Origin of the sequence: Xanthobacter sp. NM-25 (assembly GCF_022138605.1) — a bacterium.
Classification (GTDB): domain Bacteria; phylum Pseudomonadota; class Alphaproteobacteria; order Rhizobiales; family Xanthobacteraceae; genus Xanthobacter.
In genome coordinates this window covers 22249-40084 of sequence record NZ_JACBFS010000011.1, presented here as the reverse complement: position 1 = coordinate 40084, position 17836 = coordinate 22249, and the positions used below count along the sequence as shown (strand labels likewise).

Below are 17836 nucleotides of genomic sequence, written 5' to 3'. Positions count from 1 at the left end.
GGCGCGCGCTGACCGGCATGGAAAAGCTTCAGCCGATATACTGGTAGCCGAGATACCTTTTGGCATCGATCACGTCGTAGCCGAGCTTCAGCCGCAGCTTCTTGCGCAGCTTGCTCATGTGGCCTTCGACCACGCTCTCATCCACATCGTCATTGAAGATGCCGTAGATGGTGTTGAAGATCTGCGTCTTCGTCACGCGCTTCTTGTTGTTCTTCACCAGGTATTCGAGAATGTGGCGCTCGCGGCGCGGCAGCATCAGCGGCTCGCCGTCCACCTGCGGATCGCGGCCATCGAAGAACACCTTCAGCCGCCCGCTGTCCGCCACCGACGAGGTATCCCCCGAGCGCACCCGCCGCCACACCGCATCGGCGCGGGCGATGATCTCCTTGACGTGGACGGGCTTGCGCACCACGTCGTCGATGCCGGCGGTGAACAATTCCAGGGTCTGCGCGAGGGACTTGACGTCCTCGAGGGCGATGATCGGCGCCGTGGAATGGCTGCGGATCAGGTCCGGATAGCCGGTCCGCCCGTCGACATCGCCCACCACGAAGCTCTGAACCGCGCCGAGATCCTGCTCGGATGTGGTGTTGATCCAGTCCTGGAATTCGATGTGTGAGAACCCCTGGGATGCGAAACCTTCGCGAGAAAACGCGGAGACATAGCTCTCAGCCACGCTGGCGCGCTCATCGACCACCACATACATGCGTCCCTCCATCGTTGCTCTGCTTCGCAGCGGCGCCACTGCCGGGCGCCGGGGCAACCGATGCTTTCGATTGCGGATGGAGATTCGCTAATTCACCCGATATTCACCGACAACTTCAAGTATAACCACTCTGGATCGACGTTCGCTCCGAACTGGTGGCTATCACCGCAAAATCCCTCCACGATCGGCGCGCGCCCTCGACCTTCGGCTTAGATTCTCCTCCATCGCCGGCCTTTTGGCGCCAAAAGGCCCCCTTACGCCCCCGTGCCGGCGGCTTCATTTGATCCAATCTGGAGATAACGCGCCGCGGCTCGGGCGCATCGGGGTACGGCAGGGACGCGTTTGGCACACGCCGCATGTGCGAACGCGCGCTCGCCGGAGCCCCCGGCGGCGCGTGCTCGATCCCTTCAGCATGGAACAGGCCGCTCAGGCCTCGAAGACCGTATCGATCTTGCCCTTCAAGGTCTGCGCATTGAATGGCTTGACGATATAGTTGCTCACCCCGGCCTTCTTGGCGGCGATCACGTTCTCCGATTTCGCCTCTGCGGTGATCATGATGAAGGGGATGGCGCTCAGGGCGTCGTCGGAGCGCACCCGCTTCAACAACTCGTAGCCGGTCATCGGCTCCATGTTCCAGTCGGAGATCACAAGCCCATAGCTGCGCTCCTTCAGCTTGGTGAGCGCCTCGGTTCCGTCGGCAGCCTCATCCACGTCCTCGAACCCAATCTGCTTCAGCAGATTACGAATGATCCGGACCATGGTCTTGTAATCGTCCACCACGAGGACCGGCATCGTCAGATCAACCGCCATGACACACTCCGAAAGCGGGCGAGAAATCACGCAGGCCCGTCGCGAGCAGCGCCTGACCTGTCGATCCCTTTTTCACCTCATGAGCTTGCATGAGGCTTGCGCGGAGACTTTCAGAGATCTTCCTGAATTCTGAAAGTGAGATTATAAAATAGTGACAAAAAGTCATTCCAAATATAAACCGCCCGCCAGGAGAGCTGGATGTCCGCCATGCGTCGACCGTTCCGTATCGAGGCAGTCGTTGGCGCCGATCAGGAGAAGGCCCCCATGGACTTGCCCCCCATCGACGCGCAGCTCACGCGTATCTTTGATGAGCTCAGCCTGGTCCGGCAGGAAATCGTGCGGTTCCAGGAGCGCGACCCCACCGTGGACCGCGAGCGCGACCGCAACGTGCTGTGGACCGGCATCGAAACCATCCAGGACGCCATCCGCAACACCAAGATGGAGATCGCCACCCTCCATACCGAGGGCCCGCGCGGAGAGCGGCTGCTGCGCGCCACCAGCGAGCTGGAGGCGGTGGTGACCGACACCGAGAGTGCCACCGAGACCATCCTCTCGTCGGCGGAGACCATCGAAACCCTCACCCAGCAGCTGCTCAAGCGCCTCGCCGGCGACGAGCTGGAGATGGCCCATGCCATCCAGGCGGAAGTGGTCCGGACGTTCGAGGCCTGCAATTTCCAGGACATCACCGGCCAACGCATCCGCAAGGTGGTGAAGCTGCTGGTGTTCATCGAGGAGCGGGTGACCCGCATGACCGACATCTGGGGCGGCGCCGAGCTGGTGGCCCAGGCCTCCGGACTACTCAAGCGGGAAGGCGACGAGGCGTTGCTGAACGGCCCGGCCCTCGCCTGCGACATTGATGTGGTGTCCCAGGACGATATCGACAATCTCTTCCCCTGACCGGCGCCTCGGCGCCGGTCCACCCACGCCGGCAGCGCAAGATCGCGCCCGCCGGCCCTCCCAAGCGGCATGCAAAGACGATAATGGCGCCCGGCCCAAGGCCCGGCGCCATTATCGTCTTTGCACCTGAGTGCTGCATGGAAGATTGGTCTGTGGGAGCCCCCTTGTGCCGTCCCTGGCGCGCCGCCCCCCGGGGGGTGGCGCGCCTTGACGGTGCTAGCTGCCGATCTGCTTGACCGGCGGCTTGAGACCAGCAGGGCCGGCACGCGGGGCCGACGAGGCCGGCGCCGCGTGAGAGCCCGCGCCGTGCCCATGGCCGTGACCCGCGCCAGCAGCCTTACCGGGGTGCCCAGCGTGGTGCGCCGCGTGGTGCACATAGGTGCCGCGATGGCCGGTCAGCAGCTTGAACGCGTCGCTGATGCCGATCACCGTTTCGGCGGCGCCCAGCACCAGATAGCCATCGGGCGCCAGCACCCGCGCCATGCGGCCGAGAATATCGGCCTTGGTCGGCGTATCGAAATAGATGAGCACGTTGCGGCAGAAGATGATGTCGAACGTTCCCAGCCCATGGTACGGCTCCAGGAGATTGAACTTCCGGAACTCCACCATGGCCCGCAGGTGGGCCTTCACCTCCCACCAGTCATCGACCTTGCTGAAATGCTTGAGCAGCTGCTGCACCCCCAGCCCGCGCTGCACCTCGAACTGGTTGTAGCGGCCGCCACGGGCCCGTTCCAGCACATCGGACGACAGGTCGGTGCCGACGATATCCACCCGCCGCGCGCCGATCTGCGCCATGTGCTCGTCCAGGAGCATGGCCAGCGAATACGGCTCCTGCCCGGTGGAGGCGGCCGCGCACCAGATTCTCAGCTTTTGACCGGGCGCCCGGCTCGCGTGCAGGGCCGGCAGCATGGTCTTGGTGAAGTCGTCGAACGGCGTCTTGTCGCGGAAGAACAGGGATTCGTTGGTGGTCATGGCCTCCACCACCGCGTCGGAAATGAGGGGGGAGCCTCCCTCCCGCAGCACCTGCGCCAGCCGCGCGAAATCCGCGAGCTCGAACTTGCGCAGCAGCGGCACCAGGCGGCTTTCCAGCAGATAGTGCTTGTCGTTGCTCAGTTGCAGCCCGGACCTCTGCTTCAGGAAAGCGGCGAAGAAGTCATAATCCGATGCACTGATCATCGCGCGCCCCCCTCGATCAGGCGGATCACCTTGCGGCCGATGGCGTCCAGCGCCAGCACCTCGCAGGTGTTGCCCAGCGCCGCGGTGGCGCCGGGCATGCCCCACACCACGCACGTCTCCTCGTCCTGCACGATCACGCTGCCGCCGGCGTCCAGCACCACGCCCGCGCCCTTGGCCCCGTCACTGCCCATGCCGGTCAGCACCAGCGCCAGCACGTTGCGCCGGAAGGCCGTGGCCACCGAGCCGAACATGGGATCCACCGCCGGCTTGCAGAAATTGACCGGCGGCCCGTCGGAGAGCCGGATCTTGGCGTTGCCGCCCGCGCCCTCGATCAGCATGTGGCGTCCGCCCGGCGCCACATAGATATGGCCGGGCCGCAGCGGCTCGCCGTCCACCCCCTCCGCCGCCGGGCGGCCGGCTGCCCGGCTCACATGCTCGGCGAGGATGGCGGTGAAGGTGGCCGGCATGTGCTGGGTGATCACCACCGGCAGGCGCTCGAGATAGGGGCCGATGGCGGTGAACAGCCGGGTTAGGGCCTGCGGGCCACCGGTGGAGCTGCCCACGGCCAGGATGGTCACAGGTGACATGGAATAGGGGTGCAGCCGCTCGGGCATGGCCCCCCGGCTCGCCGGCGCCGCAGGGGCCGGACGATGGCTCGCGGGAGTGGCCGGGGCCGGCCGGGTTTCCACCACGGGGGCCCGGCCGCTGCGGCGCAGGGCCTTCTGGCCAAGGCTGCGCACCTTGGCGATCAGCTCGCTCTTGAACTCGTCGGTGGCGGCGATGCCGCGGCCGGCGTCGGGCTTCGGCAGGTAATCCGCAGCACCCAGGGTAAGCGCCTTCAGGCTCACCTCCGCGCCGCGCCGCGTCAGGGTGGAAGCCACCACCACCATGGTGCTCGGACGCTGCTTCAGGATCAGCGGCAGCGCCGTGAGGCCATCCATCTCCGGCATCTCCAGATCCAGGATGACCACATCCGGCTGGGCGCGCTCCAGATCCTCCACCGCGCGCCGGCCATTGGCATGGGTGGCCACCACCTCGAACAGCGGATCATCGGCGAGCCAGCGCGAGAGGATGCCGCGGACGAACACGGAATCATCCACCACCATGACCCGCACGGCATGGCCGGCGACGGCGGGCCCGGAAGACGAAGCTAAGGTCATGACGGTTCCTTCCCTACCAGGCCCACCGCTTCCAGCTTCTCGCGCAGGATGTCGGCGTCGAACGGCTTCATGATGTATTCGTCGGCCCCCACCGCGATGGCCCGGGCGATGTGGTCCAGGTCGTTCATGGAGGTGCAGAAGATGACCTTCGGCAGGGCCCCGCCATCGCTGGCGCGCAGCTGCTGCAGGAATTGGAGGCCATCCTTCACCGGCATCTGCCAGTCGAGCAGGATCGCATCGGGCATGGCATGGGCGCAGAAGTCGAGCGCCGTCTGGCCGTCGACCGCTTCCTCCACGCAGAACGCCAGCCCCTCCAGGATGTTGCGGGCAACCTTCCGCACCAGGCGGGAATCGTCCACCACAAGACAGGTCTTCATGACAGTGCGTCCTAATGGGCGACCGCGGCGGGCAGGCCGTGGGCCGTGCCGGCGCGCTGCAGCACCAGTTCCACGTTCAAGATCAGCATCAGTTCATCGGCGAGCCGGTGCACCCCCGCCGCCAATGCCGCCCAGCGGGCGTCGAGATTGGCGGGATTGGCCTCGCGGCTGTTGGCATCCAGCGCCAGCACCTCGCCCACGTCATCGATCATCAGGCCGAACGCCTCGCCCTGATGCTCGATGCCCACCGCCATGCCGTCCCCCTCGGGCCGGTCGAGGCCCAGGAGCCGGCGCAGGTTCAGCATGGTGACGATGCGCCCGCGCAGGTTCAGCACCCCCTCGATGGCCTCCGCTGAAAGGGGCACCCGCGTCACCGCCTCGGGCACGAACACCTCGTGCACCATGTGGATGGGCAGCCCGAACAATTGCGGCCCGATGCGGACAGTGACGTATTGCTGGGTTGATCCACCCGCGGCATCCTTGCCGATGTGTGCAAGCTCGCTCATGCGGCGGCTCCCTGGTGTCCGGCGAACTCCTTCAGCGCGGCGATGAGGCCGGAGCGGTCGAACTTCGCCACATAGTCGGTGAAGCCGGCGGCACGGCCACGCTCGATGGCGTCCCGGTCCCGGCCGGCGGAAAGGGCGATGATGGGCAGGTTCTGCCGGCGCGGATTGCTGCGCACGGCGCTGGCGAGGGCGAAGCCGTCCATGTCGGGCAGCTCCACGTCGCTGACGATGGCGTCGAAGCCGCCCTCGTCCTCCAGCCGTTCCAGCGCTTCGCGGGCGGAGGCGCAGGCCGTCACCTCATAGCCATTGCCCTTGAGCACAGGGGCCAGCATGTCGCGATGGAACGAACTGTCGTCCACCAGCAACAGCCGCGCCCGCGCCGCCGGACGCAGCATCTGGACGAAGCGCTCGCCGAACGCGACATTGATGTAGAAGCCCACGTCCAGCAGTTCTGTGGCCTGGCCGGAAACCACGGTGGCGCCAAGCACCTCGGGCATGTTCGAGGGCGACAACTGGAGATCGAACGGCGTCTCCACGATGTCGACGATTTCGTCCACCACCAGGCCCATGGTGCGCCCGTCATCGGAGAACACCAGCATGGGCTGGGTGCCGCTCTCGGCCCGCCGCACCTCCTCATTGGCATAGAGCACGGGGATCAGCGCGCCGCGATACTGGATCACCGGATAGCCCTTGACCCGCTCGATGCTGGCCACTTCCAGCTCTTCCAGCCGGGTCACCAGCGCCAGGGGCACCGCCTTGAGATTGCGCGATCCGGCGCGGAACAGCAGCAGCGAGGTGCGCTCCTCACTGACCGCGCGACGCACCTCCTCATGGGCGGCGCGGCTGTCCTCCTCGGCCTCCGCCGCGCGGGCGGCGGCGCTCTGGGCGAGGCCGCCCGGATCGACGATCATGATCACCCGCCCGTCGCCGAGAATGGTGCTGCCGGAGACCATGGGAATCTGCCGCAGCGCCGACGACATGGGCTTCACCACGATTTCCTCGGTGTGGGACACCGCGTCCACCACCACGCCGAAGGTCTGGTGGCCCACCTTCAGGACCACGATCAGCGCATCATCACTGCCACCGGTGGGCCGTGCCGCGCCGCCGGTCGAAAGACCAAGCAGGCTGCCGAGGGAGACGATGGGCAACAGCTTGTCGCGCAGGCACAGCACCGGCGCGTCGTTGAGCCACTTCACGGCGTGGTCGGAACCGGGCTGCACGCGCACCAACTCCACCACCGCGCTCTGCGGCAGCGCGAACCGCTCGCCCTCCGCCCGCACGATCAGCGCCGGCACAATGGCGAGGGTGAGCGGGATCTTGATGATGAAGGTGGAGCCCTGCCCCGCCCGCGAACGCACCTCCACCGTGCCACCGATGGCCTCGATGTTGGAGCGCACCACATCCATGCCGACGCCGCGGCCAGAAACGTTGGTGACCTTCTCGGCGGTGGAGAGGCCGGCGTGGAAGATGTAGCGGAACACCTGGGCGTCCGACATCTTGGCCACCTCGGCCTCAGCGGCGAGACCGTTCTCGATCACCTTCGTGCGGATGCGGGCCACGTTGAGGCCGCGCCCGTCATCGGAGATCTCGACGATGACATGGCCGCCCTCGTGATAGGCGGAGAGGCGGATCAGCCCCCGTTCCGACTTGCCGGCGGCGCGCCGCTCATCGGGGCTCTCCAGCCCATGGTCGGCGGAATTGCGCACCATGTGGGTGAGCGGATCCTTGATCTGGTCCAGCACCTGGCGGTCGAGCTCCGTCTCCGCGCCGATCTGTTCCAGGTCGATCAGCTTGCCCAGATCCTGGGCCAGATCGCGCACGATGCGCGGCAGCTTCTGCCAGGCGTTGCCAATGGGCTGCATGCGGGTGCGCATGACCGCGTCCTGCAGTTCGCCGGTCACGTTGGACAAGCGCTGCAGCGGCACCTTGTATTCGGAATTCTCGTGCCGGCGCGCGATCTCCATCAGCTGGTTGCGGGTCAGCACCAGCTCCGACACCATGGTCATCAGCTGTTCCAGCACGCCGACGCTGACCCGGATGCTCTGGGCCGAGATGGCGGAGGCGTGGGCCACTTCCTCCCCCCGCGGCGCTCCCTCCTTGGGCGATGCCGGCGGAACGGCCGCCGCACCCTGGGGCTTGCCGGCCGGGGCCTTGCCAACAGGCGCCTTATCGAGCGCCTTGCCTGCCGCCGGCAGGTCGAGGACCTTGGCGGCGGGAGGCGCAACAGCAGCGGGGGCGGCAACCGGCGCACGGGCGGGCAGTTCCACCTCGGTTTCACGGAACAGGCGCTCCAGTTCGTCGAGGGGAATCTCCCCCGGCAGCAGGTCCCGTTCCAGCTGCTGGGCGGGCGGCGCGGGCGCGATCTCCGGCTCAGGCTCCGGCAGCGCGGCGACGGGTTCCGGCTCGGCGGCGGCCATGGCCTCGAGCAGGGCGATGAGGTCGCGGTCGCTGCCGTCCGGCTCCCGGCCGCCGCTGTCTTCCAGGGCCGCCATCAGCACCTTGATGCGGTCGATGGTGCTCAGCACCAGCCCCACCGCATCGGTGGTCACCGGGCGCCCCTCGCGAAACTTGTCCATCAAGGTTTCGGCAGCATGGGCCAGGGCGGCGAGCCGCGCCAGGCCGATGAAGCCGCAGGTGCCCTTGATGGTGTGCACCAGGCGAAAAATGTTGTTCAGGATCTCCGCATTGTTGGGATCCTGCTCAAACTTGACCAGCTCCACGTCGGCCACGTCGAGGCTCTCGTTGGTCTCGGTCAGGAACTCCCGCAAAAGATCATCCATGATCTCAACTCCGAGCAGACGCGGCGCAGCAGCCGGTCAGGGCTTCAAGAAAAGACGTCCCCGCGCCGTCGAGGGTCGCGCCGGCCGGAACGATCCGGCGGCGCGGGGACCAAGGAGCGGCAGCGCGGGATGGAGGGAAGGCCACACCGCCGCTCCGAACGAAGGCCGCTCAGGCGGCCCGCACCCGGGTGATGAAGGCGCTCACCTGGGTGCGCAGCTGCTCGGCCTGGGTCGACAGATCGCTGGCCGCATGAACGATGTCCCCGGAGGCGCGACCGGTGTCCGCCGCCGCGGTGCTCACGCTGGCGATGGAAGTGGAGACGTCGCGGGTGCCGCGGGCGGCCTGGTGCACGTTCTGCGCAATCTCTCCGGTGGCGGTGCCCTGCTCCTCGATGGAGGTGGCGATGGCCCCCGAGATGTCGTCGATGCGCCGGATGGTGCCGGTGATGTCCTCGATGGCCTGCACCACCTCACCAGTGGCGCGCTGCACCTCGGCGATCTGCGACGAGATCTCCTCGGTGGCCTTGGAGGTCTGCTCGGCGAGGCTCTTCACTTCCTGCGCCACCACGGCGAAGCCCCGTCCGGCCTCGCCGGCGCGCGCCGCCTCGATGGTGGCGTTCAGGGCCAGGAGATTGGTCTGGGCGGCAATGTCGGTGATCAGATTGACCACCTGCCCGATCCGCCCCGCGCTCACAGCGAGGCCGCGCACCACCTCGGCGGTGCCCGACGCCTGGGAGGTGGCCTCCGCGGCGACCTTGGCGGCGGTCGCCACCTGACCACCGATCTCCCGGACCGAGGCGGCCAGCTCTTCCGCCGCCGAGGCGGCGATCTGCACATTGCTGGTGGCCTGCTCGGCGGCGGCGGCCACCACCGTGGACTGCCGCGAGGTGTCATCGGCCGACAGGCGCATGGCGCTGGCATTGCGCTCCAGCACCCCCACCGCATCGGCCACCGTCTGCACCACGCCGGAAACCGCCACGTCAAAATCCTGTGCCAGCTGATGCATGCTGGCTCGCTTCTCGTCCTGATAGCGCCCGGCGGCCTCCTCCTGCTCCAGCCGCGCCGCTTCCGCCGTCGTCAGCTCGCGCTGCAGCCGCTCGGTGCTGGACCACAGGTCGCCGATCTCGTCGCGGCCACGCCGCGTCGCCAGCTCCACCGCGAGCTGGCCGCTGGCCAGCTGCCCGATGGCGGTGGAGACCTGCCCCAGCGGCCGGCTCAGCAGCCGCGTGCCGATCCACAGGGCGGTGCCCATGCCCACCACCAGGCCGCTGCCGGTGAAGGTCAGCAGCAGCCACAAGGTCCACTCCGCCACCCGCGCCTCTTCCGCGCGCAGCGGCGCGAGCTGGGCCCGGATCTGCTCGGTGACCTGATCGAGGGACGCCTGTAGCGCCTTGCGGTTGTTGCGATTGGCCTCGTTGTTGCCCTGCAGGTTGGCCGCCGCCGCCCCCTGCTCGAGGCCGAGCCGCACCGTCTCCAGGCGAAAATCGCGGAAGGCACTCACACCGGCGGCCACCTGCTCGAAGCTGCGCAGATCGGCCAGCGGGGTGAGCCGTCGCAGCGCCGCCAGGTCCTTCTCCATGCCGCCCAGCGCCCTTTCGAGCCCGGCGGCGAACTTCTTCACTTGCGCGACGTCACTGGCCATGTAGATGCCACGCGATTCCATCACCACCTCGGTGATGCCCGCGTTCAGGCTCTGGACAAGGAAGGCGCGCTGGGAGACCTGGTCGAGCCGCTGGCTCGCCTCCGTCTCCAGTCTCAGCCCATAGATCGCCACCCCGCAGACCGCGACCGTGGTCAGGCCCAGCACACCGACGATGGCATATATCTTCCCTGTAATTCTCATGTTTCACCCCTAGTGCCCGGATTTACCTTCGGACGACTTGTGATCTTTTCCGTGATCCTTGGGCGAGGCCGACGACGCCGTATTCACGCCAACGCCGCTGCGCATGTCGGTCTTGTCGATATAGTTCAGTGAATCGACCAGAACGTCGCGAATGACCTCGCCGTTGAGTCTGGTATTGGTTGCCACCTTGATGCGCTGAAGCATCTCGTTGAGATTGTATTTCGACACCTTGCCGCTCTCGACGCGGCCATTGGTGTAGATCTCTTCAAAAGCGGCATTGACGACAAAGATGACGGGCTCCACCGGAAGCGTGCGCAGCATCGCGGCGTCGGCGGTGTAGACCAGCCGCGCCAGCACATAGCCCTGCACCCCGCCGTTGACGATCATCGGAATGGTGACGTTGGGCGTGCGCCGGTATTCGAGACCGGCCAGATAGGGCTCCTCCGCCTTGCTTGAGGCGGCGCCGGCGGTCCAGTAGGCCGCCGCATAGCTCGACCCCAGCGCCACCGCGCACACCCACACGCCGATGATGATGAAACGGATCATCGCGGCGTCTCGCCCCGCACCGGCCGCGCCGAATAGGTGCCGTCCGACTCCGCCTCACGCAGCGCCGTATCGAGGATCGCACCCACCTCCTGGGCAGCGCCAAGCTGCACCGAGACCAGGTAGCGGTTCTCGTCGAGCTTGTCCTTCAGGCGCCCAACGCGCACCGCCAGTTCCGCATCCTCCCCCGGCGGCAGCGCCCGGGCGGCGCGGCTCAGTTCCAGCAGGCTGCGGGTCTTGCGGCGGTTGATTTCCTCGATGTCGAGATCGCCTCCGCCGGCAAGCGCGCCATTCTCCACGTCAAGCACCTCCTCCAGGCGGTCGAGGGCACTGATGAGGGTGGTGCGCACCGGTGTCGATGCGCTGCGGCCACCGGGAAGGAGGGGGGCGAAAAACTCGATGCTCATGCCGTGGCTCCGGTCTTCTCAAGGAGGGGTCCATGGGCGCGCGCGGCCTGCTCCAGCCGCCGGGCGATGCCGATGCCGCCGGCATCGGCGATACGCTCGCCGAGCTTCTCGGTGAGCAGGCTTTTCCAGGTCTGGCCGGCTTGGCTGCTGCCATAGATGCTGCTGGACGCAGGCATCATCTGGTCGAGGAAGCGGGAGACCGCCATAGCCTCGAATTTCTTCAAGGTGGCGCTGCCCGGCGTGGCGGCGGCGAACCCGGTGGCCCCGCGTTCGCTCAGGGCATGGGCGTTGCGCAGATGGGTGAGGGTGGTGCCGGAGAAGCCCAGTCCCGGGGGAATGAGGGCCGCGGCTCGGGCGGCGCTGGCGGCGGCGGCGGGGGCCGCGCCCTCCTCGGTGGCGTCCAGCGCCCGCGCGAAAGCCGCGCCGTCCCCCGGCGACAGGGATTGCAGCTTACCGACCACCGCCCGGGCACGGGAGGCATCGGCGGCCTGCATCACGTCGAAGACGAGATCGGAAGGGGGACGGATGCCCATGCTCTGGCTCCCTGTAAGGCTCCCTGAAACGCGCGGGAACGATGACCCCATCAGGGTGCCGGAGCTGGCTTATGCGAGGCTTGCATCCCCATCGTCGGCGGCGCGCAGGGCACTCGCCTCGGCGATTTCCGCCATCTGCCTGCGCTCGGCCGCGGCGCGCGCGGTCGCCGCTGCCGCCGTCGCCAGCCGCTCCGCCCGCTTGGTGGCCAGCGTTTCCTCCCGCACCCGCGCCTGCTCCGCCTGGTGGCGGGCCTCGGCCCGGCTGCTTTCGGCGGCGATCCGCTGCAGGTGGCGCGCGGCATGCTCCAGCAGCACCGGCCCGAGCAGATCACAGGAGAGGGTGGACAACAGGGCCTGCCGCGTCTGGTCCAGCCGTGCCCGCTCGCGGCTCGCCTCGGCAAGGCGCCATTCGGCGGCCCGCTGCAGCTGCTCACGCACGGCGAGGATGCGCTCGGTCTTGCGGTGTCGCGGATCCATGGGCCTCTCCCTCAGCCATTGCGCAGCCACTGGCTGAACGCCAGCAGGAAACCGGACAGCAGCGGCTCGACGCTCGCATAGAGCAGCAGCAGACCGCCGGCGGTGACGAACGGCCCGGCGATGAAGAACACCGGGATCTGCGGCGTGAACTTGTTGATGAGCCCCACCGCGAAATTGACCAGGATGGAATAGAGGATGAACGGGCTGGCGATGCGCAGCGCGAGCAGGAAGGCGGCGGTGAGCTGGTCCACCAGATCCACCAGCGCCGGCCGCGCGCCAAACAGCGCCCCGGGCGGCACCCGGCGATAGCTGTCGAACAGGCCGCGCACCAGCTCGAGATGCTGGTCCGCCATGAAGATGAGCGCCACGGCGGCGAAGGTGAACAGGGTGGCGAGGGTGGGCAGCGGCGCGTTGTCCTCCACTGAAAGGCCCGGCATAGCGGCCAGGCCCACCGCCTGGGCCATGAAGCTCGCCAGGGTCTCCAGCGCCAGGATGTAGATCCGCGCCAAAAGGCCGATCAGCGCCCCGGTGCCGACCTCGCCGGCGATCATCACCAGCAGCCGTGCCGGGCTTGCCCCCTCCACCTGCGGCGCCACCAGCCCATAGGTGGCCGGCACGAAGGCCAGGGCCACCGCGAGACCGAGAAACAGGCGGACCTGCGGCGGCAGGTTGCGCCCGCCCACCCCCGGCATCAGCATCAGACACCCGCCGATCCGGCAGAACACCAGGAAGCAGGTGAGGATGACGGTGCCGGTGAGGGGGTTCACGCGATCGCCCCCAGGGATTTGATCTCCACACCACGGGCGATCTCCACATGGGAGAGCACCGGCAGCGAGGGGAACATGCGCTCCACGATCATGCGCACATAGGGGCGGGCATCCGGCGCCGTCACCAGCACGAAGGCGGTGCCGGCGCGCATGCGCTCGCGCACCGCGGTGGCGGCCTCGGCGCCGAACTGCTCCACCAGGCGCGGGTCGATGTCGAACTCGATCACCTCGCCCTTGGCGTCGCGCTTGAGCGCCTGGTGGAAGGCCAGGTCCCATTTGGACCCCAGCCGCAGCACGTTGAGCACCCCGCCCTCGGCGAGATCACCGCAGATCTGCTGGGCCATGCGCATGCGCACATGCTCGGCCACCTGCTCGGACCGGCGGGCGTGGGGCACGATCTCGGCGATGGCTTCCAGGATGAGGTTGAGATTGCGGATGGACACCCGCTCCGACAACAGCAGCTTGAGCACCGCCTGCAGGCCGGAGAAGGAGATCTGCGCGGGGCAGATGTCTTCGATCAGGCGCTTGTATTCCGGATCGAGCCGGTCGAGCAGGCCGCGCATGTCCTTGTAGGACAGAAGCTGCGGCAGGTTGTTGGCGATCACCTCGCTGACATGGGTGAGGATCACGGTGAGATTGTCCACCGGCGCGAAGCCCTCGCGCTTCACCTCGCCCGCATAGGCTTCCGCCACCCACATGGCCTTCATGCCGAACGCCGGCTCGCGCACCTCGTCGCCGGGCACGTCCGGCGCCGGCCCATCGCCCACCACCACCAGCAATTCGCCGATGCGCAGCTCCTGGACGCTCACCACCGTGCCGTGGATCTTGAGCTGATAGCCCTTGGCCGGCACGCCGAGGCTCTCCGTCATGCGGATGTCCGGCACCACGAAGCCATAGCGCATGGCGAACTTGCGCCGCATCTTGCCGATGCGATGGTTGAGCTCGGTGGGCGCGCGCAGCACTTGGCCCGCCAGCTGCTTGCCCACGCACACCTCAATTTCCGCCGTGCGCAGGCTTTCCTTGACGGATTCGCGCGCCTCGCGCTCGGCCTCCTGCTTCTGCGCCTCGGCCTTGGCCTCTTCCTCGGCGCGCTGCCTGGCGAGCTGCCGGGGAATGGAATAGCCGACGAAGGTCATGATCCCGCCCAGCAGCGCGAACGGCAGCAGCGGCAGGCCCGGCACCAGTGCCAAAGCGAACATGAGGCCGGCGGCCACGAACAGGGCGCGCGGATAGGCGCCGAGCTGGCCCAGCACCGCCTTTTCCGCCCGCCCCCGGGTGCCGCCCTTGGAGACCAGGAGGCCGGCGGACAGCGACACGATGAGGGCCGGGATCTGCGACACCAGGCCATCGCCCACCGACAGGCGGGTGAAGATGTCCGCCGCATCGCCGATGGGCATGCCATGGCGGGTGACGCCGATGATGATGCCGCCGAAAATGTTGACCGCGATGGTGATGAGGCTCGCCACCGCCTCGCCGCGCACGAATTTGGAGGCGCCGTCCATGGAGCCGAAGAAGGAGCTTTCCTCCTCCAGCTCGCTGCGACGGCGCTGCGCCTCCTTGTCGTCGATGAGGCCGCCGTTGAGATCGGCGTCGATGGCCATCTGCTTGCCGGGGATGGCATCCAGGGTGAAGCGCGCCCCCACCTCGGCGATGCGGGTGGCGCCCTTGGTGATGACCAGGAAGTTCACCGTCACCAGGATCAGGAACACCACGATGCCGATGACGAAGTCGCCGCTCATCACCAGTTGGGAGAAGCCGTTGATGATGCGCCCGGCGGCATGCACCCCATCCCCCCCGTGGGAGAGGATGAGGCGGGTGGTGGCCACCCCGAGGCCGAGCCGCAGCAGGGTGGCGATCAGCAGCACGGTGGGAAAGGCGGAGAATTCCAGCGGCTTCTGGATCCACAGCGCCACCATCAGGATCAGCACCGACAGGGCGATGGACAGAGCAAGGCCGATGTCGATCAGCACCGGCGGAATGGGCAGGAACAGAACCGCGAGGATCGCCACGATGCCCATGGCGAAGCCGATGTCGCGCCGCGAGCGGACGCCCGGTTCATCGATCACGGACAGATCGGCCATCGGTCAGATTCCCTCGTTCGGGCGTGGCGCAGCACATCGCGGGGCCCTCAGAAGCCGTTGGCGATGTGGCCGTACAGCTCCTCCGTGAAGGCCATGATCTGGGCCCCCATGAACGAGCCGGTGAGGGCCGACACCACCAGCACCGCGATGATCTTCGGGATGAAGGTGAGCGTAACTTCCTGGATCTGGGTCAGCGCCTGGAACAGGGCGATGAGGATGCCCACCAGCATGGCCGCAGCCACCGCCGGCCCGGCCGCCACCAGCACGGTGGAAATGGCGGCGTGGGTGAGGTCGAGCGCATCGGCCTCGTTCATGGCTCAGCTCAGGGTCACGCCGGCGCCGAGCGCCACGCTCTGCCCGTTGGTGAGCGTCGCCACCGGCCCGGACGAGGTGATCTGCACCGACGCCACCGTGCCGCTGACACTGCCGTCGGCCGACGTCACCGTGCGGCCCAGGGCGAGGTCGGCGGTCTGCAGGGCGCTGGCGGCCAGAAGCGAGTCCAGCTTGGCGTTGCTGGCCACGCTCTGCTCCACCTGGGAAAAGGAGGCGAGCTGCGACATGTAGGCGGTGGAATCCATCGGCGAGGTGGGATCCTGGTTCTGCAGCTGGGCCACCAGGAGCTGCAGGAACGCGCGATAGTCCACGCTGGACGGCGAGCCGGTGGACGTGGTGGCCGCCGTCGATGCGCTGGATGTCAGCCCCGACGCGGGCATGGTGCTGGAGATCTGGGTCATCGGAAAATCCTCCGTTGCCCCCTTGTGCCCGGCGAAGGTTGCGTGAGGCCGTCGTGCAAATGGGCAGGGAGGGGCGCAGAGGGGACATGGAGCGGGGCGCGGACACGCGCGGACCCTCAGCGAGACAACAAAGCGCCCGGCCTTGGGCCGGGCGATGATCAACACGGCAGCCCGCTCAGGGCGTTGTCATGAGCGAGGTGCAGCCCCTCCGGCCGCCCTTTAGGCGGCCTTGGGGGGCACCGAGCCGGTGCGACCCATGATGGCGTCTTCCAGGGGGAACAGCCCGCGCAGGGCGCGCAAGGCGTCGTAGCAGCGCTCCTCGGTCACCAGCCGCCCGACCTCGTCCAGGCTCATCAGCATGGAGGCATTGGAGAAGGCCTGAAACAGGCCCGCCAGGTGCCGATAGCACAGCGCGCGGGCATCCGCCGCGTGGGCCGGGTCCATCAACATGGACTGGATGATGTAATAGAGCTGGCGCAGCGGCGTCGCCGTCTCCTCCACCTGCATCACGTGGCCTTCCAGAAGAAAGGTCGCGTCGTTGAGGATCTCCAGCGTCACCTTGCGATCGGCCCGCAGCACCGCGCCGTTGAGATAGATCTTCTCCCCGGCACGCAGCGAAAGGCGCATGGTCTTGCTCATTTCAGCCCATCCCGAATGGCGCGGTTGACGTCGATCAGCCCCCGCAGCGGGTGGGCCTGTTCGTTGAGGGCGCGATCCGCCTCCTGGATCACCCACAGGCCCAGGGAGGCGAGATCGGCCTTGAGCGCCTGCGGCAGCTCATTATGGCCATCGGCCAGATCGGCGATGAAGAAGCTCCACAGCTTCTGCAGCGTGAGGAGCGCCGCCTGCCGCTCCGGCGCGGCGGCGCCGGTGGCCCGCTCCAGCAGGTCCACCGCGTGGTCGAGCGCCTGGCGCTCGCGTTCGCGGCTCAGGGTCGCGGATTCGTCGAGGATCTCCGCATAGGCGAACTTGTACATGGCGTCCTCGTGCTCACACATAGTTCATGATGGACAGCTGCATGATCCTGGCCGTGGTGGCGTAGGACATCTGCAGCTGCGTGGTCAGCGTATCGAGCCGGGTCTTCGCTTCGGCGGGGTCCACCCCCACCAGGGTGTTGAGGCGGCGGTCGGTGAGGCTCGCCGCCTGGGACAGGGCCGCGTTGGCGGCGGTGACCCGCTGCTGGGAGACGCCGAGGTCGGCGCCCAGCGCCGTCACCCCGCTCACCGCTTCGCCCAGCACAGCGGTGGCCTTCTCCATCACCACCTTGCGGGCGGCGTCGGACAGGCTGGCGGTGCCGAGCTCACCGACCATGGTGAAGGCCATGGCCAGCTGCCGCAGCGGCGCCGCGTTGGCGCTGGCGGAAATCCGCACCCGGCTATCCTGGCTGATGCCCGCGGTCAGCGGCTGGCTCGAGGCCGCGGACCAGCTGTCGCCCCACGCCGGATCGGCGAACAGATCCGCAAAAGTGGTGTCGAGGAAGCGCGCCATGTCGTCGGCCGCGATGGAGCCCACCCTGGGATCGCCCTGCGGGTCGGCCGGATCGAGCCCGAAGGCGGTGGCAAAGGCGGCATCCACCGCCGCCTTGGGGCCAGCGGCATAATCGGCCATGGGCGTGCGGGCGCTGTTGATGCCGCCGAACAGGTAGCGCTGGCCGTCGGACGTGTTGAGGCTGGCGGTGAAGGTGGCCAGCGCGGCACGGCCCTGGGCCGCGAGAATGGCGCCGTTGGCGTTGCCCGACTGCCCGGCCAACAGGTCCTTCAGGAAGCCGTTGGCCTGATCGGAGATCTGGCCAAGCACGGTCTGCGCCCGGCCGAGGATACCGGTGGCGAAGGCATTGCTCTGAATTTGCGCGTCGATGCGCGCGCGGGCCACGCTGAGACCCAGGCTCTCGCCCACGCCTGCACCGAGGGCAAGGCCGATGTCGGCCTTGGTGCCAGTGGACAGCTCCACGGAGGCCCTGGAGATGTCCGTCTGCAGGCGCGGCAACGCCGAGCGGGCGGGACTGGTCCAGGCGAGGGTGGAGATGGAATTGCTCATCATCG

The 17836-nt window shown here is 67.7% G+C and carries 20 protein-coding genes; 1 reads left to right on the top strand and 19 read right to left on the bottom strand.

What is annotated here, in order from left to right; all coding sequences use genetic code 11:
- Positions 1–28: 28 nt before the first annotated feature.
- Together MEU52_RS21345 and MEU52_RS21340 are read right to left on the bottom strand one after the other, a co-directional pair.
- A complete protein-coding gene (locus MEU52_RS21345; RefSeq protein WP_238123899.1) occupies positions 29–703 on the bottom strand; it encodes a response regulator transcription factor in 675 nt (224 codons plus the stop codon).
- Between the two features lie 426 nt (positions 704–1129).
- A complete protein-coding gene (locus tag MEU52_RS21340; protein WP_238123898.1) occupies positions 1130–1513 on the bottom strand; it encodes a response regulator in 384 nt (127 codons plus the stop codon).
- A gap of 198 nt (positions 1514–1711) precedes the next feature.
- On the opposite strand from MEU52_RS21340, the gene MEU52_RS21335 reads away from it, so the two are divergent.
- Positions 1712–2410, top strand: a complete 699-nt coding sequence (locus MEU52_RS21335; protein ID WP_238123897.1) for a protein phosphatase CheZ — start codon at positions 1712–1714, stop codon at positions 2408–2410.
- A 216-nt stretch (positions 2411–2626) separates the two neighbouring features.
- On the opposite strand, the gene MEU52_RS21330 is transcribed toward MEU52_RS21335, so the two are convergent.
- The 17 genes from MEU52_RS21330 to MEU52_RS21250 all read right to left on the bottom strand — a co-directional run bounded on the left by MEU52_RS21330 (position 2627) and on the right by MEU52_RS21250 (position 17834).
- The gene (locus MEU52_RS21330; RefSeq protein ID WP_238123896.1) at positions 2627–3586 is read right to left on the bottom strand and encodes a CheR family methyltransferase; all 960 of its coding nucleotides are present in this window, start codon (positions 3584–3586) and stop codon (positions 2627–2629) included.
- A complete protein-coding gene (locus MEU52_RS21325) occupies positions 3583–4746 on the bottom strand; it encodes a protein-glutamate methylesterase/protein-glutamine glutaminase (RefSeq protein ID WP_238123895.1) in 1164 nt (387 codons plus the stop codon). The genes MEU52_RS21330 and MEU52_RS21325 overlap by 4 nt, the downstream gene beginning before the upstream one ends.
- On the bottom strand, positions 4743–5123 hold the full coding sequence (locus tag MEU52_RS21320) for a response regulator (RefSeq protein ID WP_238123894.1): 381 nt from the start codon (positions 5121–5123) through the stop codon (positions 4743–4745). Before MEU52_RS21320 ends, MEU52_RS21325 begins: the two co-directional genes overlap by 4 nt.
- Positions 5124–5134: 11 nt before the next feature.
- A complete protein-coding gene (locus tag MEU52_RS21315; protein WP_238123893.1) occupies positions 5135–5629 on the bottom strand; it encodes a chemotaxis protein CheW in 495 nt (164 codons plus the stop codon).
- Positions 5626–8409: a hybrid sensor histidine kinase/response regulator gene (locus MEU52_RS21310; RefSeq protein ID WP_238123892.1), complete on the bottom strand. Its 2784-nt coding sequence runs from the start codon at positions 8407–8409 to the stop codon at positions 5626–5628. The genes MEU52_RS21315 and MEU52_RS21310 overlap by 4 nt, the downstream gene beginning before the upstream one ends.
- Positions 8410–8578: 169 nt before the next feature.
- Positions 8579–10252 (bottom strand): methyl-accepting chemotaxis protein, encoded by a 1674-nt coding sequence (locus MEU52_RS21305; protein WP_238123891.1) that lies wholly within the window; start codon positions 10250–10252, stop codon positions 8579–8581.
- 9 nt (positions 10253–10261) lie between these two features.
- A complete protein-coding gene (locus MEU52_RS21300) occupies positions 10262–10798 on the bottom strand; it encodes a hypothetical protein (RefSeq protein WP_238123890.1) in 537 nt (178 codons plus the stop codon).
- A complete protein-coding gene (locus MEU52_RS21295) occupies positions 10795–11202 on the bottom strand; it encodes a hypothetical protein (protein ID WP_238123889.1) in 408 nt (135 codons plus the stop codon). Before MEU52_RS21295 ends, MEU52_RS21300 begins: the two co-directional genes overlap by 4 nt.
- The gene (locus MEU52_RS21290; protein WP_238123888.1) at positions 11199–11735 is read right to left on the bottom strand and encodes a rod-binding protein; all 537 of its coding nucleotides are present in this window, start codon (positions 11733–11735) and stop codon (positions 11199–11201) included. Before MEU52_RS21290 ends, MEU52_RS21295 begins: the two co-directional genes overlap by 4 nt.
- A gap of 69 nt (positions 11736–11804) precedes the next feature.
- Positions 11805–12212, bottom strand: coding sequence for a hypothetical protein (locus tag MEU52_RS21285; RefSeq protein WP_238123887.1), 408 nt, complete (start codon positions 12210–12212; stop codon positions 11805–11807).
- An 11-nt stretch (positions 12213–12223) separates the two neighbouring features.
- Positions 12224–12979, bottom strand: coding sequence for a flagellar biosynthesis protein FliR (gene fliR, locus MEU52_RS21280; protein WP_238123886.1), 756 nt, complete (start codon positions 12977–12979; stop codon positions 12224–12226).
- Positions 12976–15060: a flagellar biosynthesis protein FlhA gene (gene flhA / locus MEU52_RS21275; RefSeq protein WP_238123885.1), complete on the bottom strand. Its 2085-nt coding sequence runs from the start codon at positions 15058–15060 to the stop codon at positions 12976–12978. The genes fliR and flhA overlap by 4 nt, the downstream gene beginning before the upstream one ends.
- Before the next feature lie 47 nt (positions 15061–15107).
- Positions 15108–15374: a flagellar biosynthesis protein FliQ gene (gene fliQ / locus MEU52_RS21270; RefSeq protein ID WP_238123884.1), complete on the bottom strand. Its 267-nt coding sequence runs from the start codon at positions 15372–15374 to the stop codon at positions 15108–15110.
- 3 nt (positions 15375–15377) lie between these two features.
- Positions 15378–15794, bottom strand: a complete 417-nt coding sequence (gene flgD, locus MEU52_RS21265) for a flagellar hook assembly protein FlgD (protein ID WP_238123883.1) — start codon at positions 15792–15794, stop codon at positions 15378–15380.
- 219 nt (positions 15795–16013) lie between these two features.
- Entirely contained in the window at positions 16014–16433 is a 420-nt protein-coding gene (gene flbT, locus MEU52_RS21260; protein ID WP_238123882.1) for a flagellar biosynthesis repressor FlbT, read from the bottom strand.
- The gene (gene flaF / locus MEU52_RS21255) at positions 16430–16771 is read right to left on the bottom strand and encodes a flagellar biosynthesis regulator FlaF (RefSeq protein ID WP_238123881.1); all 342 of its coding nucleotides are present in this window, start codon (positions 16769–16771) and stop codon (positions 16430–16432) included. Before flaF ends, flbT begins: the two co-directional genes overlap by 4 nt.
- Positions 16772–16784: 13 nt before the next feature.
- Positions 16785–17834, bottom strand: coding sequence for a flagellar hook-associated family protein (locus MEU52_RS21250; protein WP_238123880.1), 1050 nt, complete (start codon positions 17832–17834; stop codon positions 16785–16787).
- Positions 17835–17836: the final 2 nt, after the last annotated feature.

Bases quoted from the DNA above. Each gene is read 5' to 3' on its own strand.
- MEU52_RS21325 (WP_238123895.1), bottom strand. From the start codon at position 4,746: ATGACCTTAGCTTCGTCTTCCGGGCCCGCCGTCGCCGGCCATGCCGTG.
- fliQ (WP_238123884.1), bottom strand. From the start codon at position 15,374: ATGAACGAGGCCGATGCGCTCGACCTCACCCACGCCGCCATTTCCACC.
- flaF (WP_238123881.1), bottom strand. From the start codon at position 16,771: ATGTACAAGTTCGCCTATGCGGAGATCCTCGACGAATCCGCGACCCTG.
- flhA (WP_238123885.1), bottom strand. From the start codon at position 15,060: ATGGCCGATCTGTCCGTGATCGATGAACCGGGCGTCCGCTCGCGGCGC.
- flbT (WP_238123882.1), bottom strand. From the start codon at position 16,433: ATGAGCAAGACCATGCGCCTTTCGCTGCGTGCCGGGGAGAAGATCTAT.
- MEU52_RS21285 (WP_238123887.1), bottom strand. From the start codon at position 12,212: ATGGATCCGCGACACCGCAAGACCGAGCGCATCCTCGCCGTGCGTGAG.
- MEU52_RS21295 (WP_238123889.1), bottom strand. From the start codon at position 11,202: ATGAGCATCGAGTTTTTCGCCCCCCTCCTTCCCGGTGGCCGCAGCGCA.
- MEU52_RS21335 (WP_238123897.1), top strand. From the start codon at position 1,712: ATGTCCGCCATGCGTCGACCGTTCCGTATCGAGGCAGTCGTTGGCGCC.
- MEU52_RS21250 (WP_238123880.1), bottom strand. From the start codon at position 17,834: ATGATGAGCAATTCCATCTCCACCCTCGCCTGGACCAGTCCCGCCCGC.
- MEU52_RS21320 (WP_238123894.1), bottom strand. From the start codon at position 5,123: ATGAAGACCTGTCTTGTGGTGGACGATTCCCGCCTGGTGCGGAAGGTT.
- MEU52_RS21330 (WP_238123896.1), bottom strand. From the start codon at position 3,586: ATGATCAGTGCATCGGATTATGACTTCTTCGCCGCTTTCCTGAAGCAG.
- MEU52_RS21305 (WP_238123891.1), bottom strand. From the start codon at position 10,252: ATGAGAATTACAGGGAAGATATATGCCATCGTCGGTGTGCTGGGCCTG.
- MEU52_RS21310 (WP_238123892.1), bottom strand. From the start codon at position 8,409: ATGGATGATCTTTTGCGGGAGTTCCTGACCGAGACCAACGAGAGCCTC.
- MEU52_RS21340 (WP_238123898.1), bottom strand. From the start codon at position 1,513: ATGGCGGTTGATCTGACGATGCCGGTCCTCGTGGTGGACGATTACAAG.
- MEU52_RS21290 (WP_238123888.1), bottom strand. From the start codon at position 11,735: ATGGGCATCCGTCCCCCTTCCGATCTCGTCTTCGACGTGATGCAGGCC.
- MEU52_RS21345 (WP_238123899.1), bottom strand. From the start codon at position 703: ATGTATGTGGTGGTCGATGAGCGCGCCAGCGTGGCTGAGAGCTATGTC.
- MEU52_RS21315 (WP_238123893.1), bottom strand. From the start codon at position 5,629: ATGAGCGAGCTTGCACACATCGGCAAGGATGCCGCGGGTGGATCAACC.
- flgD (WP_238123883.1), bottom strand. From the start codon at position 15,794: ATGACCCAGATCTCCAGCACCATGCCCGCGTCGGGGCTGACATCCAGC.
- MEU52_RS21300 (WP_238123890.1), bottom strand. From the start codon at position 10,798: ATGATCCGTTTCATCATCATCGGCGTGTGGGTGTGCGCGGTGGCGCTG.